Origin of the sequence: Salmonella enterica subsp. arizonae, from assembly GCF_008692845.1 — a bacterium.
Taxonomy (GTDB): domain Bacteria; phylum Pseudomonadota; class Gammaproteobacteria; order Enterobacterales; family Enterobacteriaceae; genus Salmonella; species Salmonella arizonae.
On the sequence record NZ_VXJW01000017.1, the window covers coordinates 16,226 to 41,167 of the forward strand.

24 protein-coding genes are annotated in these 24,942 nt (G+C 52.4%); 19 read left to right on the plus strand and 5 right to left on the minus strand.

All coding sequences use genetic code 11. The features are described from left to right. The first annotated feature begins 44 nt into the window (after nt 1-44). From mnmG to phoU, 18 genes are all read left to right on the plus strand, one after another. Nucleotides 45-1,934 (plus strand): tRNA uridine-5-carboxymethylaminomethyl(34) synthesis enzyme MnmG, encoded by a 1,890-nt coding sequence (mnmG, locus tag F4V61_RS20450; protein ID WP_038397348.1) that lies wholly within the window; start codon nt 45-47, stop codon nt 1,932-1,934. A gap of 101 nt (nt 1,935-2,035) precedes the next feature. Then, nucleotides 2,036-2,659 carry a 16S rRNA (guanine(527)-N(7))-methyltransferase RsmG gene (gene rsmG, locus F4V61_RS20455; protein WP_000932847.1) on the plus strand — a complete coding sequence of 208 codons (624 nt, stop codon included), beginning with the start codon at nt 2,036-2,038 and terminating at the stop codon, nt 2,657-2,659. 615 nt (nt 2,660-3,274) lie between these two features. Next, nucleotides 3,275-3,655: a F0F1 ATP synthase subunit I gene (gene atpI / locus F4V61_RS20460; RefSeq protein WP_058345791.1), complete on the plus strand. Its 381-nt coding sequence runs from the start codon at nt 3,275-3,277 to the stop codon at nt 3,653-3,655. Nucleotides 3,656-3,663: 8 nt separating this feature from the next. Continuing rightward, on the plus strand, nt 3,664-4,479 hold the full coding sequence (gene atpB / locus F4V61_RS20465; RefSeq protein WP_000135630.1) for a F0F1 ATP synthase subunit A: 816 nt from the start codon (nt 3,664-3,666) through the stop codon (nt 4,477-4,479). 46 nt (nt 4,480-4,525) lie between these two features. Then, nucleotides 4,526-4,765, plus strand: coding sequence for a F0F1 ATP synthase subunit C (atpE, locus tag F4V61_RS20470; protein ID WP_000429386.1), 240 nt, complete (start codon nt 4,526-4,528; stop codon nt 4,763-4,765). Between the two features lie 59 nt (nt 4,766-4,824). Next, complete coding sequence (atpF, locus tag F4V61_RS20475; RefSeq protein WP_001052212.1) at nt 4,825-5,295, plus strand: F0F1 ATP synthase subunit B; 471 nt, start codon at nt 4,825-4,827, stop codon at nt 5,293-5,295. Nucleotides 5,296-5,309: 14 nt separating this feature from the next. Next, entirely contained in the window at nt 5,310-5,843 is a 534-nt protein-coding gene (gene atpH, locus F4V61_RS20480; RefSeq protein ID WP_001288955.1) for a F0F1 ATP synthase subunit delta, read from the plus strand. Between the two features lie 12 nt (nt 5,844-5,855). Beyond that, nucleotides 5,856-7,397 (plus strand): F0F1 ATP synthase subunit alpha, encoded by a 1,542-nt coding sequence (gene atpA, locus F4V61_RS20485; RefSeq protein WP_001176754.1) that lies wholly within the window; start codon nt 5,856-5,858, stop codon nt 7,395-7,397. A gap of 50 nt (nt 7,398-7,447) precedes the next feature. Then, nucleotides 7,448-8,311 (plus strand): F0F1 ATP synthase subunit gamma, encoded by an 864-nt coding sequence (atpG, locus tag F4V61_RS20490; protein WP_000896509.1) that lies wholly within the window; start codon nt 7,448-7,450, stop codon nt 8,309-8,311. Between the two features lie 26 nt (nt 8,312-8,337). Further along, a complete protein-coding gene (gene atpD, locus F4V61_RS20495; protein ID WP_000190499.1) occupies nt 8,338-9,720 on the plus strand; it encodes a F0F1 ATP synthase subunit beta in 1,383 nt (460 codons plus the stop codon). 20 nt (nt 9,721-9,740) lie between these two features. Then, a complete protein-coding gene (locus F4V61_RS20500; RefSeq protein WP_001251972.1) occupies nt 9,741-10,160 on the plus strand; it encodes a F0F1 ATP synthase subunit epsilon in 420 nt (139 codons plus the stop codon). Nucleotides 10,161-10,470: 310 nt separating this feature from the next. After that, on the plus strand, nt 10,471-11,838 hold the full coding sequence (gene glmU, locus F4V61_RS20505) for a bifunctional UDP-N-acetylglucosamine diphosphorylase/glucosamine-1-phosphate N-acetyltransferase GlmU (protein WP_038397351.1): 1,368 nt from the start codon (nt 10,471-10,473) through the stop codon (nt 11,836-11,838). 297 nt (nt 11,839-12,135) lie between these two features. Then, nucleotides 12,136-13,965: a glutamine--fructose-6-phosphate transaminase (isomerizing) gene (gene glmS, locus F4V61_RS20510; RefSeq protein WP_058345790.1), complete on the plus strand. Its 1,830-nt coding sequence runs from the start codon at nt 12,136-12,138 to the stop codon at nt 13,963-13,965. Between the two features lie 316 nt (nt 13,966-14,281). Continuing rightward, nucleotides 14,282-15,322: a phosphate ABC transporter substrate-binding protein PstS gene (gene pstS, locus F4V61_RS20515; RefSeq protein ID WP_000867133.1), complete on the plus strand. Its 1,041-nt coding sequence runs from the start codon at nt 14,282-14,284 to the stop codon at nt 15,320-15,322. 125 nt (nt 15,323-15,447) lie between these two features. Then, on the plus strand, nt 15,448-16,407 hold the full coding sequence (gene pstC, locus F4V61_RS20520; RefSeq protein ID WP_000741630.1) for a phosphate ABC transporter permease PstC: 960 nt from the start codon (nt 15,448-15,450) through the stop codon (nt 16,405-16,407). Continuing rightward, complete coding sequence (pstA, locus tag F4V61_RS20525) at nt 16,407-17,297, plus strand: phosphate ABC transporter permease PstA (RefSeq protein WP_000212191.1); 891 nt, start codon at nt 16,407-16,409, stop codon at nt 17,295-17,297. The genes pstC and pstA overlap by 1 nt, the downstream gene beginning before the upstream one ends. Before the next feature lie 96 nt (nt 17,298-17,393). Further along, nucleotides 17,394-18,167, plus strand: coding sequence for a phosphate ABC transporter ATP-binding protein PstB (gene pstB / locus F4V61_RS20530; protein WP_000063119.1), 774 nt, complete (start codon nt 17,394-17,396; stop codon nt 18,165-18,167). 14 nt (nt 18,168-18,181) lie between these two features. Beyond that, complete coding sequence (phoU, locus tag F4V61_RS20535) at nt 18,182-18,907, plus strand: phosphate signaling complex protein PhoU (RefSeq protein WP_000377794.1); 726 nt, start codon at nt 18,182-18,184, stop codon at nt 18,905-18,907. 43 nt (nt 18,908-18,950) lie between these two features. Here phoU and yieH read toward each other — a convergent pair whose 3' ends face one another. Then, nucleotides 18,951-19,616, minus strand: coding sequence for a 6-phosphogluconate phosphatase (gene yieH, locus F4V61_RS20540; RefSeq protein ID WP_080161288.1), 666 nt, complete (start codon nt 19,614-19,616; stop codon nt 18,951-18,953). 168 nt (nt 19,617-19,784) lie between these two features. Here yieH and adeP point away from each other — a divergent pair, with 168 nt between their 5' ends. Further along, the gene (gene adeP, locus F4V61_RS20545; protein WP_000082686.1) at nt 19,785-21,122 is read left to right on the plus strand and encodes an adenine permease AdeP; all 1,338 of its coding nucleotides are present in this window, start codon (nt 19,785-19,787) and stop codon (nt 21,120-21,122) included. Between the two features lie 90 nt (nt 21,123-21,212). Here adeP and F4V61_RS20550 read toward each other — a convergent pair whose 3' ends face one another. The 4 genes from F4V61_RS20550 to F4V61_RS20565 all read right to left on the minus strand — a co-directional run bounded on the left by F4V61_RS20550 (nt 21,213) and on the right by F4V61_RS20565 (nt 24,825). After that, the gene (locus F4V61_RS20550; RefSeq protein ID WP_077905513.1) at nt 21,213-21,797 is read right to left on the minus strand and encodes an NADPH-dependent FMN reductase; all 585 of its coding nucleotides are present in this window, start codon (nt 21,795-21,797) and stop codon (nt 21,213-21,215) included. Continuing rightward, on the minus strand, nt 21,797-22,552 hold the full coding sequence (locus F4V61_RS20555) for a 4'-phosphopantetheinyl transferase family protein (RefSeq protein ID WP_000190673.1): 756 nt from the start codon (nt 22,550-22,552) through the stop codon (nt 21,797-21,799). The genes F4V61_RS20550 and F4V61_RS20555 overlap by 1 nt, the downstream gene beginning before the upstream one ends. A gap of 157 nt (nt 22,553-22,709) precedes the next feature. Beyond that, nucleotides 22,710-23,669 carry an HTH-type transcriptional regulator YidZ gene (gene yidZ, locus F4V61_RS20560; protein WP_000748493.1) on the minus strand — a complete coding sequence of 320 codons (960 nt, stop codon included), beginning with the start codon at nt 23,667-23,669 and terminating at the stop codon, nt 22,710-22,712. After that, nucleotides 23,638-24,825 (minus strand): MFS transporter, encoded by a 1,188-nt coding sequence (locus F4V61_RS20565; protein WP_058345787.1) that lies wholly within the window; start codon nt 24,823-24,825, stop codon nt 23,638-23,640. Before F4V61_RS20565 ends, yidZ begins: the two co-directional genes overlap by 32 nt. Between the last annotated feature and the right edge of the window lie 117 nt (nt 24,826-24,942).

Genomic DNA, 24,942 nt, shown 5'->3' on the forward strand with positions numbered 1-24,942 from the left:
GGGCTTCAATCCATTTTCATACCGCGTTATGCGAGGCAATTACCATGTTTTATCCGGATCCTTTTGACGTCATTATCATTGGCGGGGGTCATGCAGGCACTGAGGCCGCAATGGCCGCAGCGCGTATGGGTCAACAGACTCTGCTTTTGACACACAATATCGACACGTTGGGACAGATGAGCTGCAACCCGGCCATTGGCGGTATTGGGAAGGGACATCTGGTAAAAGAGGTGGATGCGCTCGGCGGTCTGATGGCGGCAGCGATTGATCGGGCAGGTATCCAGTTTAGGATACTAAACGCCAGTAAAGGCCCGGCTGTTCGCGCCACTCGCGCCCAAGCGGATCGAGTTTTGTATCGTCAGGCGGTGCGCACTGCTCTGGAGAATCAGCCGAACCTGATGCTCTTCCAGCAAGCCGTTGAAGATCTGATTGTCGAGAATGATCGCGTAGTCGGCGCAGTGACCCAAATGGGCCTCAAATTCCGCGCCAAAGCCGTTGTGCTTACGGTTGGCACGTTCCTGGATGGCAAAATTCACATTGGTCTGGATAACTACAGCGGAGGCCGTGCTGGCGATCCGCCGTCTATCCCGCTGTCTCGTCGTCTGCGTGAACTGCCGCTGCGCGTCAGCCGTCTGAAAACCGGTACGCCGCCGCGTATTGATGCGCGCACTATCGATTTCAGCGTGTTAGCTCAACAGCATGGCGATAACCCAATGCCGGTTTTTTCATTCATGGGGAATGCTTCTCAGCATCCGCAACAGGTGCCGTGTTACATCACGCATACCAATGAGAAAACCCATGACGTGATCCGTAATAACCTAGATCGCAGCCCAATGTATGCTGGCGTGATCGAAGGGATCGGTCCACGCTATTGCCCGTCGATCGAAGACAAGGTGATGCGTTTTTCCGATCGTAACCAGCATCAGATCTTCCTGGAGCCGGAAGGGCTGACCTCCAACGAGATTTACCCTAACGGTATCTCCACCAGCCTGCCGTTTGACGTGCAAATGCAGATTGTCCGCTCCATGCAGGGCATGGAGAACGCGAAGATCGTTCGCCCAGGTTACGCGATTGAGTACGATTTCTTTGATCCGCGCGACCTGAAACCGACGCTGGAGAGCAAATTTATCCAGGGGCTGTTTTTCGCCGGACAAATCAACGGTACTACCGGTTACGAAGAAGCGGCGGCGCAGGGCTTGCTCGCCGGTCTGAATGCCGCGCGTTTATCTGCGGACAAAGAAGGCTGGGCGCCTGCGCGCTCTCAGGCTTATCTCGGCGTGCTGGTGGATGATCTGTGTACATTAGGTACGAAAGAGCCGTACCGCATGTTTACCTCTCGTGCGGAATATCGCCTGATGCTGCGTGAAGACAATGCCGATCTGCGCCTGACTGAAATAGGCCGCGATCTGGGTCTGGTGGATGACGAACGCTGGGCGCGCTTCAACGAGAAGCTGGAGAATATCGAACGCGAACGCCAGCGGCTGAAATCAACATGGGTAACGCCGTCTGCGGAATTCGTCGCTGATGTGAATGCGCATTTAACCACGCCCCTCTCCCGTGAGGCCAGCGGTGAAGATCTGTTGCGTCGTCCGGAAATGACCTACGCGCAGCTCACTTCGCTTTCCGCATTTGCGCCTGCGCTTGAAGATGAGCAAGCCGCAGAGCAGGTGGAAATCCAGGTCAAATACGAAGGGTATATCGCTCGTCAGCAGGATGAGATTGAAAAACAGCTACGTAATGAGAATACGCTGCTGCCTGCCACGCTGGATTATCGTCTGGTTTCTGGTTTGTCGAACGAAGTCATTGCCAAACTGAATGATCATAAACCGGCTTCTATCGGCCAGGCATCGCGTATATCCGGCGTCACGCCAGCGGCGATCTCCATTCTGCTGGTATGGCTCAAAAAACAAGGTATGCTGCGTCGTAGCGCTTAATTCATCGAATAAGGTCCGGTGGCGCTGCGCTTACCGGGCCTACAATGTATCCTGGATAAGGCAACGCCCTCGTTCGGCAAGGAAAACTACAGGTATCTACTGTGCTCAATAAACTTTCTCGTCTACTGGATGAAGCAGGTATTTCACTTACCGATCACCAGAAAAACCATCTGGTAGCCTATGTTGGTATGCTGGATAAGTGGAATAAGGCCTATAATCTGACGTCCGTTCGCGATCCGGCTGAAATGATAGTTCGCCACATCCTCGACAGCATTGTCGTTGCGCCATATCTCCAGGGGCAGCGTTTTATTGATGTAGGGACGGGACCGGGTTTACCGGGCATTCCGCTCGCTATCGTTCTCCCTGACGCGCATTTCACCTTACTCGACAGTCTGGGCAAGCGGGTGCGTTTTCTGCGTCAGGTTCAGCATGAGCTTAAACTGGAAAACATTACGCCGGTTCAAAGCCGCGTTGAAGCCTATCCCTCTGAACCTCCATTCGATGGCGTTATCAGCCGCGCCTTCGCATCGTTAAGCGATATGGTGAGCTGGTGTCGTCATCTGCCGGGAGATAAAGGGCGTTTTTATGCCTTAAAAGGGCAATTGCCAGAAGATGAGATTGCCTCGCTGCCTAATAATTTTAGCGTAGAATCTGTTGAAAAATTACGCGTTCCGCAACTGGAAGGGGAGCGGCACTTGGTGATTATTAAGTCAAACAAAGTTTAATTTTTATCAAAAAAAATAGAAAAAAAACGACGCGGCGTGTGTTAAAAATCGTCAGGCGTAACGCATTTCAGCGTTGTTACATTTAACTCGAAATTTACGGTTTCGTTTCAACATTACAACGCTGCTGCTTTTGTTAAAAAAGAGAGTAATCAACTTTGTAAATATCAGCCTGCTAAAAATCGAATCGAAAAACCATTTTTGCTTGTTAAATTTTTATTATAAATGTCAATGGGGCGTTTTTGGGGTGTAAGCCGGTATTTTTAAAATAGTACCTGATTTTTCGATTAAATATCAAAAAGATGAAAAGGCATGAATTGACACGTAAATTAATTGCGCGAGCGCGAATATGTTTAATATGTGATCTGGTGCACGCTTTATCGCCAGTGTTTTCGCGCTATTTGCAGTTTTGCACGATCGTTCACACTTTGTCTAAAAGTTAAAAATGCGGGTCAGAGAAAAATATTTAAACATTTATTCACCTTTTTGCTACTTATTGTTTGAAATCACGGAGCCGCACCGTATAATTTGACCGCTTTTTGATGCTTGACTCTAAGTCTTAAAGAACGTTTTATACGACACGCGGCATACCTCGAAGGGAGCAGGAGTAAAAACGTGATGTCTGTGTCGCTCGTTAGTCGAAACGTTGCTCGTAAGCTTCTGTTCATTCAGTTTCTGGCGGTAATAGCAAGTGGATTGCTGTTTTGCCTCAAAGACCCCTTCTGGGGCATCTCCGGATTATGCGGAGGATTGGCAGTGGCGCTGCCTAATATGTTGTTTATGATATTTGCCTGGCGTCACCAGGCGCATACACCTGCTAAGGGCCGCGTGTCCTGGACTTTCGCCTTCGGTGAAGCCTTCAAGGTGTTAGCGATGCTGGTTTTACTGGTGGTGGCGTTGGCGGTTTTAAAGGCGGTATTTTTGCCGCTTATCGTTACGTGGGTTTTGGTGCTGGTGATTCAGATACTGGCGCCGGCTGTAATTAACAACAAAGGGTAAAAGGCATCATGGCTTCAGAAAATATGACGCCGCAGGATTACATAGGACACCACCTGAATAACCTTCAGATGGACCTGCGTACATTCTCGCTGGTGGATCCGCATAACCCCCCAGCCACCTTCTGGACGCTCAATATTGACTCCATGTTCTTCTCGGTGGTGCTGGGTCTGTTGTTCCTGGTGATGTTCCGTAGCGTTGCTAAAAAAGCGACCAGCGGCGTACCAGGCAAGTTTCAGACCGCGATTGAGCTGATAGTCGGCTTTGTGCATGGCAGCGTGAAAGACATGTACCATGGCAAAAGCAAGCTGATTGCGCCGCTGGCCCTGACGATTTTCGTCTGGGTATTCCTGATGAACCTGATGGACTTACTGCCTATCGACCTGCTGCCGTATATCGCTGAGCATTGGCTGGGTCTGCCGGCAACGCGCGTGGTGCCGTCTGCTGACGTCAACATCACCCTGTCAATGGCGCTGGGCGTGTTTATCCTGATTTTGTTCTACAGCATCAAAATGAAAGGCATCGGCGGCTTCGCAAAAGAGTTGACGCTGCAGCCGTTCAATCACTGGGCGTTCATTCCTGTCAACTTAATCCTTGAAGGGGTAAGTCTGCTGTCCAAACCGGTTTCTCTCGGTCTGCGACTGTTCGGCAACATGTATGCCGGTGAGCTGATTTTCATTCTGATTGCTGGTCTGTTGCCGTGGTGGTCACAGTGGATTCTGAATGTGCCGTGGGCCATTTTCCACATCCTGATTATTACGCTGCAAGCCTTCATTTTCATGGTTCTGACGATTGTCTATCTGTCGATGGCGTCCGAAGAGCATTAATTTACCAATACTACTACGTTTTAACTGAAACAAACTGGAGACTGTCATGGAAAACCTGAATATGGATCTGCTGTACATGGCTGCCGCTGTGATGATGGGTCTGGCGGCAATCGGTGCTGCGATCGGTATCGGCATCCTCGGGGGCAAATTCCTGGAAGGCGCGGCGCGTCAACCTGATCTGATTCCTCTGCTGCGTACTCAGTTCTTTATCGTTATGGGTCTGGTGGATGCTATCCCAATGATCGCTGTAGGTCTGGGTCTGTACGTGATGTTCGCTGTCGCGTAGTAAGCGTTGCTTGAATTAAGAGCAATATCAGAAGGTTAACTAGATAGAGGCATTGTGCTGTGAATCTTAACGCAACAATCCTCGGCCAGGCCATCGCGTTTATTCTCTTTGTCTGGTTTTGCATGAAGTACGTATGGCCGCCGTTAATGGCTGCCATCGAGAAACGTCAGAAAGAAATTGCTGACGGTCTTGCTTCTGCTGAACGAGCACATAAGGATCTTGACCTTGCAAAGGCCAGCGCGACCGACCAGCTGAAAAAAGCGAAAGCGGAAGCTCAGGTAATCATCGAGCAGGCGAACAAACGCCGCGCTCAGATCCTGGACGAAGCCAAAACTGAAGCAGAGCAGGAACGTACTAAAATCGTGGCGCAGGCGCAGGCGGAAATTGAAGCCGAGCGTAAACGCGCCCGTGAAGAGCTGCGTAAGCAAGTTGCTATCCTGGCTGTTGCTGGCGCCGAGAAGATCATCGAACGTTCCGTGGATGAAGCTGCTAACAGCGACATCGTGGATAAACTTGTCGCTGAACTGTAAGGAGGGAGGGGCTGATGTCTGAATTTGTTACGGTAGCTCGCCCCTACGCCAAAGCAGCTTTTGACTTTGCCGTTGAACACCAAAGCGTAGATCGCTGGCAGGATATGCTGGCGTTTGCCGCCGAGGTAACTAAGAACGAACAAATGGCAGAGCTTCTCTCTGGCGCGCTGGCGCCGGAAACGCTCGCTGAGTCGTTTATCGCAGTCTGCGGTGAGCAGTTAGACGAACATGGTCAGAACCTGATTCGGGTCATGGCCGAAAACAATCGTCTGAACGCGCTCCCGGATGTTCTGGAGCAGTTTATTCACCTGCGTGCAGCCAGTGAAGCTACCTCCGAGGTAGAAGTTACGTCTGCAACTGCATTGAGTGAAGAGCAGCTTTCGAAAATTAGCGCCGCGATGGAAAAACGTCTGTCACGCAAAGTGAAGCTGAATTGCAAAATCGATAAGTCTGTAATGGCAGGCGTTATCATCCGGGCGGGTGATATGGTCATTGATGGCAGCGTACGCGGCCGTCTTGAGCGCCTTGCAGACGTCTTGCAGTCTTAAGGGGACTGGAGCATGCAACTGAATTCCACCGAAATCAGCGAACTGATCAAGCAGCGCATTGCTCAGTTCAATGTTGTGAGTGAAGCTCACAACGAAGGTACTATTGTTTCTGTAAGTGACGGTGTTATCCGCATTCACGGCCTGGCCGATTGTATGCAGGGTGAAATGATCTCCCTGCCGGGGAACCGTTACGCTATCGCACTGAACCTGGAGCGCGACTCTGTGGGGGCGGTAGTTATGGGTCCGTACGCTGACCTTGCCGAAGGCATGAAAGTTAAATGTACGGGTCGTATCCTGGAAGTTCCAGTTGGCCGCGGCCTGCTGGGACGTGTGGTAAATACCCTGGGTGCGCCAATCGACGGTAAAGGTCCGGTTGATAATGACGGCTTCTCTGCCGTTGAAGCTATCGCGCCGGGCGTTATCGATCGTCAGTCCGTCGATCAGCCGGTACAGACTGGTTATAAAGCCGTTGACTCCATGATCCCAATCGGTCGTGGTCAGCGTGAATTAATCATCGGCGACCGTCAGACCGGTAAAACCGCGCTTGCTATCGACGCCATTATCAACCAGCGCGACTCCGGCATTAAATGTATCTATGTCGCTATCGGCCAGAAAGCGTCCACCATCTCTAACGTGGTGCGTAAACTGGAAGAACACGGCGCGCTGGCTAACACCATCGTTGTGGTGGCGACCGCGTCCGAATCCGCCGCGCTGCAATATCTGGCGCCGTATGCCGGTTGCGCAATGGGCGAATATTTCCGTGACCGCGGCGAAGATGCGCTAATCATTTACGATGACCTGTCTAAACAGGCTGTCGCATACCGTCAGATCTCCCTGCTGCTCCGTCGTCCGCCTGGACGTGAAGCATTCCCGGGCGACGTATTCTACCTCCACTCTCGTTTGCTGGAGCGTGCTGCGCGTGTTAACGCCGACTACGTCGAAGCCTACACTAAAGGTGAAGTAAAAGGGAAAACCGGTTCACTGACCGCGCTGCCGATTATCGAAACGCAGGCAGGTGACGTTTCCGCGTTCGTTCCGACCAACGTAATTTCGATTACCGATGGTCAGATCTTCCTGGAATCTAACCTGTTTAACGCCGGTATTCGTCCTGCGGTTAACCCGGGGATCTCTGTATCCCGTGTAGGTGGCGCAGCACAGACCAAGATCATGAAAAAACTGTCCGGTGGTATTCGTACCGCGCTGGCGCAGTATCGTGAACTGGCGGCGTTCTCCCAGTTTGCATCCGACCTTGACGATGCCACCCGTAAACAGCTTGATCACGGTCAGAAAGTGACCGAACTGCTGAAACAGAAACAGTATGCGCCGATGTCCGTTGCGCAGCAGTCTCTGGTTCTGTTTGCAGCAGAACGTGGTTATCTGGCGGATGTCGAACTGGCGAAAATCGGTAGCTTCGAAGCCGCATTGCTGGCTTACGTCGACCGTGATCACGCTCCGCTGATGCAAGAGATCAACCAGTCCGGTGGCTATAACGACGAAATCGAAGGCAAGCTGAAAGGCATCCTCGATTCCTTCAAAGCAACCCAGTCCTGGTAACGTCTGGCGGCTTGCCTTAGGGCAGGCCGCAAGGCATTGAGGAGAAGCTCATGGCCGGCGCAAAAGAGATACGTAGTAAGATCGCAAGCGTCCAGAACACGCAAAAGATCACTAAAGCGATGGAGATGGTCGCCGCTTCCAAAATGCGTAAATCGCAGGATCGCATGGCGGCCAGCCGTCCTTATGCAGAGACCATGCGCAAAGTGATTGGTCACCTTGCTAACGGTAATCTGGAATATAAGCACCCCTACCTGGAAGAGCGCGACGTTAAACGCGTGGGCTACCTGGTAGTGTCGACCGACCGTGGTTTGTGCGGTGGCTTGAACATTAACCTGTTCAAAAAGCTGCTGGCGGAGATGAAGGCATGGTCCGATAAAGGCGTTCAGTGCGAACTCGCAATGATCGGCTCTAAGGGCGTGTCATTCTTTAATTCCGTAGGCGGTAACGTTGTCGCTCAGGTGACAGGTATGGGGGATAACCCTTCTCTGTCCGAACTGATCGGTCCGGTTAAAGTGATGTTGCAGGCCTACGACGAAGGCCGTCTGGACAAGCTTTACATTGTCAGCAACAAATTTATTAACACCATGTCTCAGGTGCCGACGATCACTCAACTGCTGCCGCTGCCGGCGTCAGAAGATGATGATCTGAAGCGTAAAGCTTGGGATTACCTGTATGAGCCAGACCCGAAAGCGCTGCTGGATACTCTCCTGCGTCGTTATGTGGAATCTCAGGTTTATCAGGGCGTGGTAGAAAACCTGGCCAGCGAGCAGGCCGCACGAATGGTGGCGATGAAAGCCGCAACCGATAATGGCGGCAGCCTGATTAAAGAGCTGCAGTTGGTATACAACAAAGCTCGTCAGGCCAGCATTACTCAGGAACTCACCGAGATCGTCTCGGGGGCCGCCGCGGTTTAACCAGGTTATTTCGTAGAGGATTTAAGATGGCTACTGGAAAGATTGTCCAGGTAATCGGCGCCGTGGTCGACGTCGAGTTCCCTCAGGATGCCGTACCACGCGTGTACGATGCTCTTGAGGTGCAGAATGGTAATGAGAAGCTGGTGCTGGAAGTTCAGCAGCAGCTTGGCGGCGGTATCGTGCGTACCATCGCGATGGGGTCTTCTGACGGTCTGCGTCGCGGTCTTGATGTAAAAGATCTCGAACACCCGATCGAAGTCCCGGTAGGTAAAGCCACGCTGGGTCGTATCATGAACGTCCTGGGCGAACCGGTCGATATGAAAGGCGAGATCGGCGAAGAAGAGCGTTGGGCTATTCACCGCGCGGCGCCGTCCTACGAAGAGTTGTCAAACTCTCAGGAACTGCTGGAAACCGGTATAAAAGTTATCGACCTGATGTGTCCGTTCGCGAAGGGCGGTAAAGTCGGTCTGTTCGGTGGCGCGGGTGTAGGTAAAACCGTAAACATGATGGAGCTTATCCGTAACATCGCGATCGAGCACTCCGGTTACTCTGTGTTTGCGGGCGTAGGTGAACGTACTCGTGAGGGTAACGACTTCTACCACGAAATGACCGACTCTAACGTTATCGATAAAGTATCCCTGGTGTATGGCCAGATGAACGAGCCACCGGGAAACCGTCTGCGCGTTGCATTGACCGGCCTGACCATGGCGGAAAAATTCCGTGATGAAGGTCGTGACGTTCTGCTGTTCGTCGACAACATCTACCGTTATACCCTCGCCGGTACGGAAGTATCCGCACTGCTGGGTCGTATGCCTTCCGCGGTAGGTTATCAGCCGACTCTGGCGGAAGAGATGGGCGTTCTGCAGGAACGTATCACCTCCACCAAAACCGGTTCTATCACCTCCGTACAGGCGGTATACGTACCAGCGGATGACTTGACTGACCCATCTCCAGCCACCACCTTTGCTCACTTAGATGCAACCGTGGTACTGAGCCGTCAGATCGCATCCCTGGGTATCTACCCGGCCGTTGACCCGCTGGATTCCACCAGCCGTCAGTTGGACCCGCTGGTAGTAGGCCAGGAACACTACGACACCGCGCGTGGCGTTCAGTCCATCCTGCAGCGTTATCAGGAACTGAAAGATATCATCGCCATCCTGGGTATGGATGAACTGTCTGAAGAAGATAAACTGGTGGTAGCGCGTGCTCGTAAGATTCAGCGCTTCCTGTCCCAGCCGTTCTTCGTGGCGGAAGTATTTACCGGTTCTCCGGGCAAATACGTCTCCCTGAAAGACACCATCCGTGGCTTTAAAGGCATCATGGAAGGCGAATACGATCACCTGCCGGAGCAGGCGTTCTACATGGTCGGTTCCATCGACGAAGCTGTGGAAAAAGCCAAAAAACTTTAACGCCTTAATCGGAGGGTGATATGGCAATGACTTACCACCTGGATGTCGTCAGCGCGGAGCAACAAATGTTCTCCGGTCTGGTCGAGAAAATCCAGGTTACGGGTAGCGAAGGCGAACTGGGAATTTACCCGGGTCACGCGCCGCTGCTCACCGCCATTAAGCCTGGTATGATTCGCATCGTTAAGCAGCACGGTCATGAAGAGTTTATCTATCTGTCCGGCGGCATTCTGGAAGTGCAGCCTGGCACCGTGACCGTTCTGGCGGATACCGCGATTCGCGGTCAGGATCTCGACGAAGCGCGAGCCCTGGAAGCGAAGCGTAAAGCCGAAGAGCACATTAAGAGCTCGCACGGTGACGTGGATTACGCTCAGGCGTCTGCGGAACTGGCCAAAGCGATCGCTAAACTGCGCGTTATCGAGTTGACCAAAAAAGCGATGTAACACCGGCTTGAAAGCATAAAACCAGTCTGATCTCAGGCTGGTTTTTTTTTACCTGTGATTTATGACCTATGCCGAATCTTACTTCATGGCTCAAAAAAATAGCAAAAACATCACCCTAACGCTTTAATCAAGGTATAGCGCGACTTTTCACAAGACAAATACTGCGTCAATGGTCGAAAATGTCGCCATCGCCGTCGGAGGAACCCCGCGATCGAGCGTTTTATCCTCCTTCCATTTTACGATGAAAAAAATGTAGTATTTTCAAAGTGAAACGGTATAAATTCGTTCTCAAATTACAGTCAGGACGCGTATGTTAAATAGTGCTATGAGCGTAGTGATCCTTGCCGCAGGTAAAGGCACACGCATGTATTCCGATATTCCTAAAGTGCTGCACACACTTGCGGGTAAAGCAATGGTGCAGCATGTCATTGATGCTGCTAATGAATTAGGCGCCTCACAGGTACATCTGGTCTACGGCCACGGTGGCGATCTGCTAAAACAGACACTGAAAAACGATAACCTGAACTGGGTGCTTCAGGCGGAACAGTTGGGTACAGGTCATGCGATGCAGCAGGCCGCGCCCTTCTTTGGCGACGATGAAAATATTTTAATGCTTTACGGCGACGTGCCGCTGATTTCGGTTGAAACCTTACAGCGCCTGCGTGATGCAAAACCGCAGGGCGGTATTGGGTTATTAACCGTGAAGCTGGACGATCCGAGCGGCTACGGCCGTATTACGCGTGTAAACGGTAAAGTGACCGGTATCGTTGAACATAAAGACGCCACTGACGAACAGCGTCAGATCCAGGAAATTAACACCGGTATCCTGATCGCCAACGGCGCGGACATGAAGCGCTGGCTGTCTAAACTGACAAATAATAATGCTCAGGGTGAATATTACATCACTGATATTATTGCACTAGCTTATCAGGAAGGGCGGGAAATCGCCGCTGTGCATCCGGCCCGCATCAGTGAAACGGAGGGTGTGAATAACCGTCTGCAGCTTTCTCGTCTGGAGCGTATTTACCAGGCCGAGCAGGCAGAAAAACTGCTGCTGGCAGGGGTTATGCTACGTGACCCGGCACGTTTTGATCTGCGCGGTAATCTGGCTCACGGGCGTGATGTGGAAATTGATACTAACGTTATCATCGAAGGTAACGTGACGCTCGGTCATCGTGTGAAGATTGGCACGGGCTGCATTATCAAAAACAGTGTGATTGGTGATGACTGTGAAATCAGCCCCTATAGCGTGGTGGAAGATGCGCGCTTAGACCCGGCCTGCACCATTGGTCCGTTCGCCCGGCTGCGTCCCGGCGCGGAGCTGTTAGCGGGCGCTCACGTCGGCAACTTCGTGGAAATGAAAAAAGCGCGTCTTGGCAAAGGATCTAAAGCCGGTCATCTGACCTACCTGGGCGATGCGGATATTGGTGACAACGTGAATATCGGTGCGGGAACCATCACCTGTAACTACGATGGCGCGAACAAATTCAAAACCATTATTGGCGATGATGTGTTTGTCGGCTCTGATACCCAACTGGTGGCGCCGGTTACTGTCGGTAAAGGGGCCACCATCGCCGCAGGGACTACCGTCACCCGTAACGTAGCCGACAATGAACTGGTATTAAGCCGTGTACCTCAGGTCCATAAACAGGGCTGGCAGCGTCCGGTGAAGAAGTAGTTTATTTTTGCCGGATGGCGGCTTTGCCTTATCTGGCCTACGTGCGGTGACGTTCTGTAGGCCTGATAAGCGTAAGCGCCAACCGGCAGACAAGAGATGAGGGGATAACATAATCCTCCACTCAGTAAGCAGTACCTATAAAAATAACCCCACTCTCTACAAGGCTCGGGGTGCCCGGAATTCGGGTATTACCCACAGTATTTCGCGCTGTAGCCAACGCAGCTACGGGGTGAAAGACGAAGGGGAAACAGGTCAGCGACAACGCATGGCGTAATGCCATAATCAGGAAATTAAACTATGTGTGGAATTGTTGGCGCTATCGCGCAGCGTGATGTAGCTGAAATCCTTCTCGAAGGTTTACGTCGTCTGGAATACCGTGGTTACGATTCGGCCGGTCTGGCCGTGGTGGATGCAGAAGGGCACATGACCCGTCTGCGTCGTCTCGGCAAAGTACAAATGCTGTCTCAGGCCGCGGAAGAACATCCGCTGCATGGCGGAACGGGGATTGCCCACACGCGTTGGGCAACGCACGGCGAACCTTCAGAAGCAAACGCGCATCCGCATGTTTCTGAACACATTGTGGTGGTGCATAACGGTATCATCGAAAACCATGAACCGCTACGTGAAGCGTTAAAAGCGCGCGGTTACACCTTTGTTTCCGAGACCGACACTGAAGTAATTGCTCACTTAGTGCACTGGGAGATGGAACAAGGCGGTACTCTGCGAGAAGCGGTTCTGCGTGCGATCCCGCAACTGCGCGGCGCATATGGTACGGTGATCATGGATACTCGTCATCCGGATACGTTGCTGGCTGCCCGTTCGGGTAGCCCGCTGGTTATCGGTCTGGGTATGGGCGAAAACTTTATAGCTTCCGATCAGTTAGCGCTGTTGCCGGTGACCCGCCGTTTTATCTTCCTGGAAGAGGGGGATATCGCAGAAGTGACTCGTCGCTCGGTCGCTATTTTCGATAAAACCGGCGCGGAAGTGAAACGTCAGGATATCGAATCCAGTCTGCAATATGACGCTGGCGATAAAGGCATTTACCGTCATTACATGCAGAAAGAGATCTACGAGCAACCGAACGCGATTAAAAATACGCTGACCGGACGTATCAGCCACGGTGAGGTGGATTTAAGTGAGCTGGGCCCAGAAGCCAACGAACTACTGTCTCAGGTTGAACATATCCAGATTATCGCCTGCGGTACGTCGTACAACTCCGGGATGGTCTCTCGCTACTGGTTTGAAGCGCTGGCCGGGATCCCGTGTGACGTAGAAATTGCTTCTGAATTCCGCTACCGCAAATCTGCTGTTCGTCGTAACAGCCTGATGATTACCCTCTCTCAGTCTGGTGAAACGGCGGATACGCTGGCAGGCCTGCGTTTGTCGAAAGAGTTGGGCTATCTTGGCTCCCTCGCTATCTGTAACGTGCCGGGGTCTTCTCTGGTACGTGAATCCGATCTGGCGATGATGACTAACGCCGGGACGGAAATTGGCGTTGCCTCTACGAAGGCGTTCACCACTCAATTGACCGTTCTGTTGATGCTAGTGGCGAAACTGGCGCGTCTGAAAGGCCAGGATGCGTCCATTGAGCATGATATCGTCCATGGGTTACAGGCGCTGCCGAGCCGTATTGAGCAGATGCTCTCGCAGGATAAACGCATTGAAGCGCTGGCTGAAGATTTTTCTGACAAACATCATGCGCTGTTCCTGGGGCGTGGCGATCAGTACCCGATCGCACTGGAAGGCGCGCTGAAGCTGAAAGAAATCTCATATATTCATGCAGAAGCCTACGCGGCAGGCGAGCTGAAACACGGCCCGCTGGCGCTGATTGACGCCGATATGCCGGTTATTGTCGTGGCGCCGAATAACGAACTGCTGGAGAAACTGAAATCCAACATCGAAGAAGTTCGCGCCCGTGGCGGCCAGTTGTATGTCTTTGCCGATCAGGATGCAGGTTTTGTCAGCAGCGATAACATGCACATCATTGAGATGCCGCATGTGGAAGAGGTCATTGCGCCCATCTTCTATACCGTTCCGCTGCAACTGCTGGCTTACCATGTAGCGCTGATTAAAGGCACCGATGTTGATCAGCCGCGTAACCTGGCAAAATCGGTAACGGTAGAGTAACACCCTCAAGGCCCCGCAGAAGCGGGGCATTTTTTGCATTGTCTTTTTTGAGCGTTTCCCTTGTCATTTTATGATGACAAACTGTCATCTTTCCCACCTGTTTCCTGTGTCAAAAAAATAAAAATTTCTTGTAATATGACGATGATAAAACTAATTAACATATTGTTTTTTTAATGTTTTTATAAAAATCTAATTTCGATATTGTTGGTTGTCATAAAAATGTAATATTTCGTACATTTAACTGTCACCTGTTTGTCCTATTTTGCTCATCGTAGCAACTCAAACAATGATTTACCGAAACCGTGCAGGAGACATTATGAAAGTTATGCGTACCACTGTCGCAACTGTTGTCGCCGCGACCTTATCGATGAGCGCGTTCTCTTCTTTTGCCGCAGCAAGCCTGACAGGTGCCGGTGCAACGTTTCCTGCGCCGGTGTATGCCAAATGGGCGGATACCTACCAGAAAGAAACCGGTAACAAAGTTAATTACCAGGGGATTGGCTCTTCCGGCGGCGTGAAACAAATTACCGCGAATACCGTTGATTTTGGCGCGTCCGATGCGCCACTGTCTGATGAAAAACTCAATCAGGAAGGCCTGTTCCAGTTCCCTACCGTCATTGGCGGTGTTGTGTTAGCCGTTAACATTCCGGGCCTGAAATCCGGCGAGCTGGTGCTCGACGGTAAAACCTTGGGCGATATCTACCTGGGTAAAATCAAGAAATGGGATGACGAAGTCATCACCAAACTGAACCCTGGCGTTAAGTTGCCTTCTCAGAACATCGCCGTGGTGCGTCGCGCTGACGGTTCCGGTACCTCCTTCGTTTTCACCAGCTACCTGGCAAAAGTCAACGATGAGTGGAAATCGAAAGTGGGGGCGGGTTCTACCGTGAACTGGCCAACCGGCCTGGGCGGTAAAGGTAACGACGGCATCGCGGCGTTCGTCCAGCGTCTGCCGGGCGCTATCGGTTATGTTGAATACGCTTACGCTAAGCAGAACAACCTGGCCTATACCAAACTGATTTCTGCTGATGGCAAACCAGTAAGTCCGACGGAAGAAAGCTTCTCTAATGCGGCGAAAGGCGCAGACTGGAGCAAAACCTTCGCGCAGGATCTGACCAACCAGAAAGGTGACGATGTGTGGCCAATTACCTCTACCACGTTTATCCTGGTTCACAAAACGCAGAAAAAACCTGAGCAGGGCGCTGAAGTGTTGAAGTTCTTTGACTGGGCGTACAAAAATGGCGCTAAACAGGCGAATGATCTGGATTATGCCAGCCTGCCGGATAACGTCGTTGAGCAGATTCGTACCGCCTGGAAGACCAGCATAAAAGACAACAGCGGTAATGCGTTGTATTAATTAGTATTCTGACGAAAATGGCGGGTGATGCTTATGCTAACCCGCCCTACGGTGCTGACTGAAGGCCGGATAAGCGCAGCGCCATTCGGCAACTTCGTAAACGCGTTTAACTTAAAGAGTGATTTATGGCTGCAACCAAGCCTGCTTTTAACCCGCCGGGGAAAAAAGGCGACATGATTTTCAGCGCGCTGGTAAAACTGGCTGCGCTGATTGTGCTATTAATGCTGGGCGGTATTATCGTCTCATTGATCATCTCCTCCTGGCCAAGTATTCAGAAATTTGGTTTCTCCTTTCTTTGGACTAAGGAGTGGGACGCGCCAAACGATATCTACGGCGCGCTGGTGCCCATTTACGGCACGCTGGTAACGTCCTTTATCGCACTGCTGATCGCCGTTCCGGTAAGTTTCGGCATTGCCCTGTTTTTAACCGAGCTGGCGCCTGGCTGGCTGAAGCGTCCTCTGGGTATCGCCATTGAACTGCTGGCGGCTATCCCCAGTATCGTGTATGGCATGTGGGGGCTGTTTATCTTCGCGCCGTTGTTCGCGACGTATTTCCAGGAGCCGGTCGGCAATATTCTTTCCAACATTCCTTTTGTCGGCGCGCTGTTCTCTGGTCCGGCGTTTGGCATCGGCATTCTGGCCGCAGGCGTGATTCTCGCTATCATGATTATCCCGTACATTGCGGCGGTGATGCGCGACGTCTTTGAGCAAACGCCGGTAATGATGAAAGAGTCAGCCTACGGTATCGGATGTACTACCTGGGAAGTTATCTGGCGCATCGTGCTGCCGTTCACCAAAAATGGCGTCATTGGCGGCATTATGCTGGGTCTGGGGCGTGCGTTGGGTGAAACGATGGCGGTTACTTTTATCATCGGCAACACCTACCAGCTCGACAGCGCGTCGCTGTATATGCCGGGCAACAGCATCACTTCCGCCCTGGCCAACGAATTCGCCGAAGCGGAATCGGGCCTGCACGTCGCGGCGCTGATGGAGCTGGGGCTAATCTTGTTTGTGATCACCTTTATCGTCCTGGCGGCGTCTAAGTTCATGATTATGCGTCTTGCGAAGAACGAGGGAGCACGTTAATGGCTACGCTTGATATGCAGAACACCGCACAGCTCGCGGAATCCCGTCGCAAGATGCAGGCGCGCCGCCGCATGAAGAACCGTATCGCATTAACGCTTTCCATGGCGACGATGGCGTTTGGCCTGTTCTGGCTGATCTGGATTTTACTGTCAACCATCATGCGCGGCATTGATGGTATGTCGCTGGCGCTGTTTACTGAAATGACGCCGCCGCCCAACACGGCGGGCGGCGGGCTGGCAAATGCCCTGGCGGGGAGCGGGTTGCTGATTCTCTGGGCCACCGTACTGGGTACGCCGCTGGGGATTATGGCCGGGATCTATCTGGCGGAATATGGCCGCAAATCCTGGCTGGCGGAAATCATTCGCTTCATTAACGACATTCTGCTTTCCGCGCCGTCAATTGTCGTGGGACTGTTTGTTTACACTATCGTGGTGGCGCAGATGCAGCACTTCTCCGGTTGGGCGGGTGTGATTGCGCTGGCGCTGTTGCAGGTGCCGATCGTTATCCGTACCACTGAGAACATGTTGAAACTGGTGCCGGATAATCTGCGCGAGGCGGCCTATGCGTTGGGAACGCCGAAATGGAAAATGATATCTGCTATTACGCTGAAAGCGTCCATATCCGGGATTATTACCGGCGTGCTGCTGGCGGTTGCCCGTATCGCCGGGGAAACTGCGCCGCTGCTGTTTACTGCGCTTTCCAACCAATTCTGGAGCACCGACATGATGCAGCCGATCGCCAACCTGCCGGTGACGATCTTTAAATTCGCGATGAGCCCGTTTGCCGAATGGCAACAATTGGCCTGGGCGGGCGTACTGATTATTACCCTGTGCGTGCTGCTGCTGAACATTCTGGCACGTGTGGTTTTCGCTAAGAAGAAACACGGCTAAGTTTTAAATTGCCGGATGGCGGCGTAACCGCCTTATCCGGCCTACCGTAGGCCTGATAAGCGAAGCGCCATCAGGCATGATGAGGAAAAGCGTGAAATGAGTATGGTTGAAACTGCCCCGAGTAAGATTCAGGTTCGTGATTTGAACTTCTACTACGGCAAATTCCATGCCCTGAAGAACATCAATCTGAATATCGCGAAGAATCAGGTAACGGCATTTATCGGGCCATCCGGCTGCGGCAAATCGACGCTGCTGCGTACCTTCAATAAAATGTATTCGCTTTATCCGGAGCAGCGCGCCGAAGGTGAAATTTTGCTGGATGGCGACAATATTCTCACCAACACCCAGGATATCGCGCTGCTGCGTGCGAAAGTAGGGATGGTATTCCAGAAACCAACGCCATTCCCGATGTCCATCTATGACAACATTGCCTTTGGCGTGCGTCTGTTCGAGAAGCTGTCTCGCGCCGATATGGATGAGCGCGTGCAGTGGGCGTTGACCAAAGCTGCCTTATGGAATGAAACCAAAGATAAACTGCACCAGAGCGGGTACTCTCTCTCCGGTGGCCAGCAGCAGCGTCTGTGCATTGCGCGCGGTATCGCCATTCGTCCGGAAGTGTTGCTGCTGGATGAGCCGTGTTCAGCTCTGGACCCCATCTCCACTGGGCGTATTGAAGAGTTGATCACCGAGCTGAAGCAGGATTACACCGTAGTGATCGTGACCCACAACATGCAGCAGGCTGCACGTTGTTCCGATCATACGGCGTTTATGTACCTGGGCGAATTGATTGAGTTCAGTAACACGGACGATCTGTTCACCAAGCCCGCGAAGAAACAAACAGAAGACTATATTACCGGTCGTTACGGTTAATTCAGGAGTGCGTAATGGACAGTCTGAACCTTAATAAACATATTTCCGGCCAGTTCAACGCTGAACTGGAAAGCATCCGCACTCAGGTAATGACCATGGGCGGCATGGTGGAGCAGCAGCTTTCTGATGCTATCACCGCCATGCACAACCAGGACAGCGAGCTGGCGAAGCGCGTCATCGACGGCGATAAGCACGTCAACATGATGGAAGTAGCGATCGATGAAGCCTGCGTGCGTATTATCGCCAAGCGTCAGCCGACGGCGAGCGATCTGCGTCTGGTCATGGCGATTATCAAAACTATTGCCGAACTGGAGCGTATTGGCGACGTGGCGGACAAAATCTGCCGTACCGCGCTGGAAAAGTTCTCCCAGCAGCACCAGCCGCTGCTGGTGAGCCTGGAATCGCTGGGTCGCCATACCGTACAGATGCTACATGATGTACTAGACGCGTTCGCGAGAATGGATCTCGACGAAGCGGTACGTATCTATCGTGAAGATAAGAAAGTTGACCAGGAATACGAAGGTATCGTGCGCCAGCTCATGACTTACATGATGGAAGACTCGCGCACCATTCCCAGCGTTCTGACCGCTCTGTTCTGCGCCCGTTCTATCGAGCGTATCGGCGACCGTTGCCAGAACATTTGCGAATATATCTTCTACTTCGTGAAGGGACAGGATTTCCGTCACGTTGGCGGCGACGAGCTGGATAAGCTGCTGGCCGGAAAGGATCCGAAAGAGTGATGTTTGTGGCGGATGGCGCTAACGCTTATCCGCCCTTGTTTTTTCAGTGGGTAATATTCCAACCCCGCGCTTTCCACAATCCCTGCAACTGCGCCAGATCGGTAAAGGTTGTCACTTTCGGATGAACAATTGGTTTGTTATGCGGATCGGCGCAGAAATAGAACACCTCCATTCCCGCCGCAATACCTGACTGCGTGCCTGCGCTGGAATCATCTACCAGAATACACTGATCCACGTTGACGTTCATGGCGTTCGCCGCATGGAACATCAGCGCTGGATCGGGTTTCCAGCGTTGAATGTCGTAACCGCTAAATAGCAAATCGGGAAAATGATGCAACATGCCCACTTTACCCAGCGAATGCTGCATCTTACTGACCGGCCCGTTAGATACCACGCACATGGGCGTCTTAATGCTCTTGAGCAGGGTATTCGCGCCTGCAATGGCCTCCAGCTCGGAATCGAACAGGCGAGCGACCTCGGCGCGATACACGAGCTCCAGTTCCGCCTTTGCCAGCGCAACGCCATGCTCTTTGCTGATGGTATCGATAATTTCGTAGAGCTTTATGCCCTTAAAGCGTCTGAATACTTCCGTGAGCTCAAGCGTAATGCCAAACTGCCGGAACATAGCGACATAGGCGCGCGAACAAATCACTTCACTGTCGACCAGCGTGCCGTCACAGTCAAAAAACACCGCTTCGATTTGGGACATGTCATTTCCATTTTAACAAGTTTAACGTTTACGTAATGCTGAATTGCGGGACGCAATCGTTGCCGTGCTAACAAGTTGAGTGAAAAAAATTACCACACAACTGCGCCAGGTGTCGCATTTTGGTATAGGATAACGGCGAATTTTCCCTCCTTTCTCCGGAAATTGATAATGAGTCAACAACACACCACCCAGGCTTCTGGTCAGGGTATGCTGGAACGCGTGTTTAAACTGCGTGAACATGGCACGACGGCACGAACCGAAGTGATCGCCGGTTTTACCACTTTCCTGACGATGGTTTATATCGTTTTTGTTAACCCGCAAATTCTGGGCGTAGCTGGCATGGACACCAGCGCCGTCTTTGTGACTACCTGTCTGATTGCGGCTTTCGGCAGTATCCTGATGGGCCTGTTCGCTAACCTGCCGGTGGCGCTCGCGCCAGCGATGGGGTTGAACGCTTTTTTCGCTTTTGTCGTTGTCCAGGCGATGGGGCTGCCGTGGCAAGTTGGAATGGGCGCGATCTTCTGGGGCGCTATCGGACTGCTGCTACTGACCATTTTCCGCGTGCGTTACTGGATGATCGCCAACATTCCGGTTAGCCTGCGCGTTGGCATTACCAGCGGGATCGGTCTGTTTATTGGCATGATGGGGCTGAAAAACGCGGGCGTGATTGTCGCCAATCCGGAAACTCTGGTCAGCATCGGCAACCTGACCTCCCACAGCGTATTGCTGGGTATTCTGGGCTTCTTTATTATCGCTATTCTGGCGTCCCGCAACATTCATGCGGCAGTACTGGTCTCTATTATTGTTACCACGTTGCTGGGCTGGATGTTGGGCGATGTGCATTACAATGGCATCGTTTCCGCGCCGCCGAGCGTGTCGACGGTAATTGGCCATGTCGATCTGGCCGGCTCGTTGAATCTGGGGCTGGCAGGCGTCATCTTCTCCTTTATGCTGGTTAACTTGTTCGACTCTTCCGGTACGCTGATTGGCGTGACGGATAAAGCGGGTCTGGCGGATGAGAAAGGTAAATTTCCGCGCATGAAGCAGGCGCTGTTTGTTGATAGCGTCTCTTCTGTCGCCGGGTCGTTTATCGGCACGTCTTCTGTTACTGCGTATATTGAATCCTCTTCCGGAGTCTCCGTGGGCGGACGTACTGGCCTCACTGCCGTGGTAGTCGGTTTGCTATTCCTGCTGGTCATTTTCCTGTCGCCGCTGGCAGGGATGGTGCCGGGTTATGCCGCAGCCGGCGCGCTGATTTACGTGGGTGTGCTAATGACCTCCAGCCTGGCGCGCGTGAAGTGGCAGGATTTAACAGAGTCCGTCCCGGCCTTTATTACCGCCGTGATGATGCCGTTTAGCTTCTCGATCACCGAAGGTATCGCGCTGGGCTTTATCTCGTACTGCGTGATGAAAATTGGTACCGGTCGCCTGCGCGATCTCAGCCCATGCGTGGTGATTGTCGCGTTGTTATTTGTGCTGAAAATTGTCTTTATCGACGCGCATTAATCAATGTATTGCCGGATGACGGCGTGAATACCTTATCCGCCTGGCGTTGGCCCGGTAAGATGCATGAGCGTCGCCACCGGGCATGGCGGATTACGCTTTTACGCGCTGGATATATTCGCCAAACGCGGTCAATTGGCCCGTTAAATGGTCCAGCGTGCTTTGGTCAATCACTTCCCCGGCTTGCGGGTCGACTTTGTTCTGAATCACGCCGCCCATAAATTCTGGTTTATTCATTACCATCGCGTCGAGGAACACCAGAATTTGGCGCAGATGATACTGACAGCGCGCGCCGCCAATGGCGCCCATGGAACTGGTCTGGATCAGCACCGGCTTTCCGGCTAGCGGCTGCTCAGGCAGACGGGATAGCCAGTCGATGGCATTCTTCAGGCCGCCTGGAACGGAATAGTTATATTCCGGCGTTACAATGACAACGCCGTCGGCGTCGCGAATCTGCTCCGCCAGCGCCTCTACGCTGTCCGGAAATCCTTCTTCCTGTTGGATATCGGCATCATAAAGCGGAATATCTCCGATCGAAGGTAAAGGCGCTACCGTCATTCCTGTCGGCGCGACTTTAGGCAGCGTACGCGCCACCATCCCGTTAAAGGAACCTTTGCGCAAACTTCCCAGCAATGTAACCACATTCAGCGTTTCAGACATACGTGCCTCTTTTTTTATTACGAACGATTAAGCGTATATGATTTGGCGGCGGGGAGTTGGGCAAACCGCATCAGACGGCCAGTTGGCTCATTGGCGCGCGTCTGAATATCGGGCAGGCTTTTCCAGCCCTGTTTTCCATCGAACTCCCACACCTTTAATTTTTCTATCGCTGGCGTAACGGACACGGACCACACCAGCACATCTTCTGCATCGCACACGGCTTCAAGATGCGTGACATGCGCGCACTTCAGGCGTCCGGCAACGGGTAATAGTTGCAGCTCACGTGGATCATCATTCATGACATCGCCAGTGAGTTTTAACACGCTCTGGCGCAATGTGATGAGTTGCGCTCGCGCTTCGTTGGGATCGTTTTGATTAGCTATCCACAAATTTTCATTACGGGAGAAAGGGTAGCGTTCTAGCGAATGCGGACAGTGAAAGCCGCGGGAGGCGCGCTGTAGTTCCATATCCAGCCCACACTCTCCTTCGGTGGTTAACGCCACGCCAACCATATTTCCGGCGTAGGAGATAGAAAAGCCTGGCAGATTTTTATCACGAAACGCGGGCTTACCTTTTGCCTGAACAATGACTTCCGGCAGCTCGCTAATCCCGTACAGCATAAACATCAGTTCGGCGAGAAGACCTCTGGAGGCAAGAAAGCGCGTTCGTCGGTGAGCAGGCAGTTTTCTGGCTTCAATATGACAAGGCGAAGAGAGACGAATAGAAACCAACTGTCCCTCCGTAAGTATCCCTCTGGCAAAGTGTGTCGCCATTTTTCTCTCCGTGATTAATGGGCCGTGATAATAACGAGAGTAACATTAACGTAAATTATGGACAGGTTTTACGCGCTAAAAATTCAATTTCAGAAGGTTCTTTAAACAGACGGCTACATTTTTGATAAGAGGAAGGTTAGTTTATCAACGTAGGTGGTCAGATTAGGCGACGGCAGAGCGCGTTGATAGCCTGTCGTAGCCACACGATCTTGGGATTATGACTATTACGTTTGTGCCATAACAGGGTAAACGGCACCATTAGCTTTTCCCGCTGTTGCGCATCAAAAGGCAGGGGGCGCGCCACTAACGGTAGCTGGTGGAGCTGATTGTAGTGCTGACAATAGCGTGGCGCGGTTGCTATCAGGGTGTGATCCGGCTGGGCGGCCATAAAGAGCGACTGCTCGAACCCCGGCAGACTCAGGGCAATATGGCGTTTGCGTCCCATTTCTTGCAGAACATCATCCAGCGCCCAGGTATCGCTTTGCTCCCAACAAATACTGATATGTGGGTAGCGCAAAAAAATGTCCAGATTCCATGTTTCGCGCAGCGCCGGATGATCTTCCCGCAGCCAGACCCATGGCAAATCGCTAAACAGCACCTCAAAATCGATCGCGAGCGGTAGCAGGCTGAGCAATTCTCGCGAACGGGGATGGCTTTCGCGTCCGGTAAATCCGATATCGACTTCCCCGCGCGTAATCGCCTCCAGCGAGTCATAATCCCAGTTGCGAACCTTAATGGTAGCCTGTGGATAACGCTGATAAATCTGTTGCGACAGCGAATTAAACATAATCATCATCAGCGGCGACTCTGCCGCCAACTCAAATTTTAAACCGCGCGGCGCTTCATGATGCGGCTTATCAAGCAGTTGATTACCCATCTGCATCCAGTCAGCCAGACTTTGTTCCATACTGACCATCAGCGGCGTCGGCGCCAGGCCCAGCGGCGTATTGACGAACAGCGGATCGTCAAACCATGCCCGGAGTTTCGCCAACGATTTACTAACCGCAGAGGGCGTTACACTCATTCGTTTCGCCGTTTTGGTGACGCTACGCTCCTGCATCAGTAACTGTAGACATAACAGCAGATTAAGGTCGAGACTGGTTATGGATTTCTTCATGCTCGGATATGGACCTGTTGGGCGCGACGGAGAGGATCAGCAGCATACTCACTATGCTACAACCAATCAGAATCCCGATCAGCATATTCAGCGCGCTGATACCGAGTATTGCCGCCAGCCAAATCCACAGTGATGAACCGCAGACCTGCGCTATACCCAGTGTGGAACTGGCCACACCGGCGCGCAGCGAAAACGGCCCCAGCGCCTGACTCATCGCGACGCCAAAACCGACCGGGAATCCGGCGCAAATCAGCATCAGACCAAAGAGCGTGACGGTATTGGTATGAGCAAGGCTTAACGTCACGCCAGCCGTCAAAAACAGCCCCTGTGAGACGAGCATTAAGGTTCGCGGCTTAAATAACCCTAGCGCAAAAGGGGTAGAAAAAGAGACGACCATGCTGACGCCTGCCGTGAGCGCCATTGTAATGGCATAGTCGCCACGGCTAAATTCCATCACCTCCATCAGCAGCACCGGAGAGGCATTGACGAAGGTCAGGATCACCGACACGCTAAGGGTGGTGATCGCCAGTCGACTCAGAAAAAAACGGTTAATCAGCGACTCGGCGGCGTGTGACGATCGTGATAAATCGCGTGGAGCCAGCCTTGCCGGGCGCGTCTCGCGCAGGATAAACAGTGATAACAGGCACACAATAATGCCCATCGCGGACATCGTATAGAACAGGCTTTGCCAGGGAAAACGAAGCATAATCAAATGTCCTAACACCGGGGCCAGCACAGGCACAATGCAGGTAATCCCATTCAATAACGACAGCACTTTCGCCCGGCGACGCTCATCAAGCGTATCGCGAAGAATAGCGAATGCCACCACGTAGCAACTGCCTGCTCCCACGCCCTGAAGAAAACGTCCACTCAGAAACAACGAGCCTTCTGTCGCCTGTGAACAAAGCAGCGAGGCCATCATGAAGACGATCGCGCCGACGATAGCGACCGGCTTGCGGCCTGACCGATCGGCTATCTTCCCGGCAAACAGCATGGCCGTCGCCATTCCGGCCAGGTAAACGGAGAAGGCGATATGCAACTGCGCCTCGCTGGCGTTCAGATCGGCGGCTATACGCGGTAAACCGACCAGATACATATCAATACCGGCGGGATAGAGTAAAACCAAGGCAAAACTACACAGTAGAAAACGTTTCATAGCGGCCTCGCGAAATGGGTGGCGCTAAGAATACGGGGCGACGTTGCGCGAGACGAGTTGCCATTTGGACAACAGTGATTTCCTGTAGGGCAATGGGATATCACCCTGGTAGTTGAG

Bases quoted from the DNA above. Each gene is read 5' to 3' on its own strand.
- mnmG (WP_038397348.1), top strand. From the start codon at position 45: ATGTTTTATCCGGATCCTTTTGACGTCATTATCATTGGCGGGGGTCAT.
- atpI (WP_058345791.1), top strand. From the start codon at position 3,275: ATGTCTGTGTCGCTCGTTAGTCGAAACGTTGCTCGTAAGCTTCTGTTC.
- atpB (WP_000135630.1), top strand. From the start codon at position 3,664: ATGGCTTCAGAAAATATGACGCCGCAGGATTACATAGGACACCACCTG.
- atpE (WP_000429386.1), top strand. From the start codon at position 4,526: ATGGAAAACCTGAATATGGATCTGCTGTACATGGCTGCCGCTGTGATG.
- atpH (WP_001288955.1), top strand. From the start codon at position 5,310: ATGTCTGAATTTGTTACGGTAGCTCGCCCCTACGCCAAAGCAGCTTTT.
- atpA (WP_001176754.1), top strand. From the start codon at position 5,856: ATGCAACTGAATTCCACCGAAATCAGCGAACTGATCAAGCAGCGCATT.
- atpG (WP_000896509.1), top strand. From the start codon at position 7,448: ATGGCCGGCGCAAAAGAGATACGTAGTAAGATCGCAAGCGTCCAGAAC.
- atpD (WP_000190499.1), top strand. From the start codon at position 8,338: ATGGCTACTGGAAAGATTGTCCAGGTAATCGGCGCCGTGGTCGACGTC.
- F4V61_RS20500 (WP_001251972.1), top strand. From the start codon at position 9,741: ATGGCAATGACTTACCACCTGGATGTCGTCAGCGCGGAGCAACAAATG.
- glmU (WP_038397351.1), top strand. From the start codon at position 10,471: ATGTTAAATAGTGCTATGAGCGTAGTGATCCTTGCCGCAGGTAAAGGC.
- glmS (WP_058345790.1), top strand. From the start codon at position 12,136: ATGTGTGGAATTGTTGGCGCTATCGCGCAGCGTGATGTAGCTGAAATC.
- pstS (WP_000867133.1), top strand. From the start codon at position 14,282: ATGAAAGTTATGCGTACCACTGTCGCAACTGTTGTCGCCGCGACCTTA.
- pstC (WP_000741630.1), top strand. From the start codon at position 15,448: ATGGCTGCAACCAAGCCTGCTTTTAACCCGCCGGGGAAAAAAGGCGAC.
- pstA (WP_000212191.1), top strand. From the start codon at position 16,407: ATGGCTACGCTTGATATGCAGAACACCGCACAGCTCGCGGAATCCCGT.
- pstB (WP_000063119.1), top strand. From the start codon at position 17,394: ATGAGTATGGTTGAAACTGCCCCGAGTAAGATTCAGGTTCGTGATTTG.
- phoU (WP_000377794.1), top strand. From the start codon at position 18,182: ATGGACAGTCTGAACCTTAATAAACATATTTCCGGCCAGTTCAACGCT.
- yieH (WP_080161288.1), bottom strand. From the start codon at position 19,616: ATGTCCCAAATCGAAGCGGTGTTTTTTGACTGTGACGGCACGCTGGTC.
- adeP (WP_000082686.1), top strand. From the start codon at position 19,785: ATGAGTCAACAACACACCACCCAGGCTTCTGGTCAGGGTATGCTGGAA.
- F4V61_RS20555 (WP_000190673.1), bottom strand. From the start codon at position 22,552: ATGGCGACACACTTTGCCAGAGGGATACTTACGGAGGGACAGTTGGTT.
- yidZ (WP_000748493.1), bottom strand. From the start codon at position 23,669: ATGAAGAAATCCATAACCAGTCTCGACCTTAATCTGCTGTTATGTCTA.
- F4V61_RS20565 (WP_058345787.1), bottom strand. From the start codon at position 24,825: ATGAAACGTTTTCTACTGTGTAGTTTTGCCTTGGTTTTACTCTATCCC.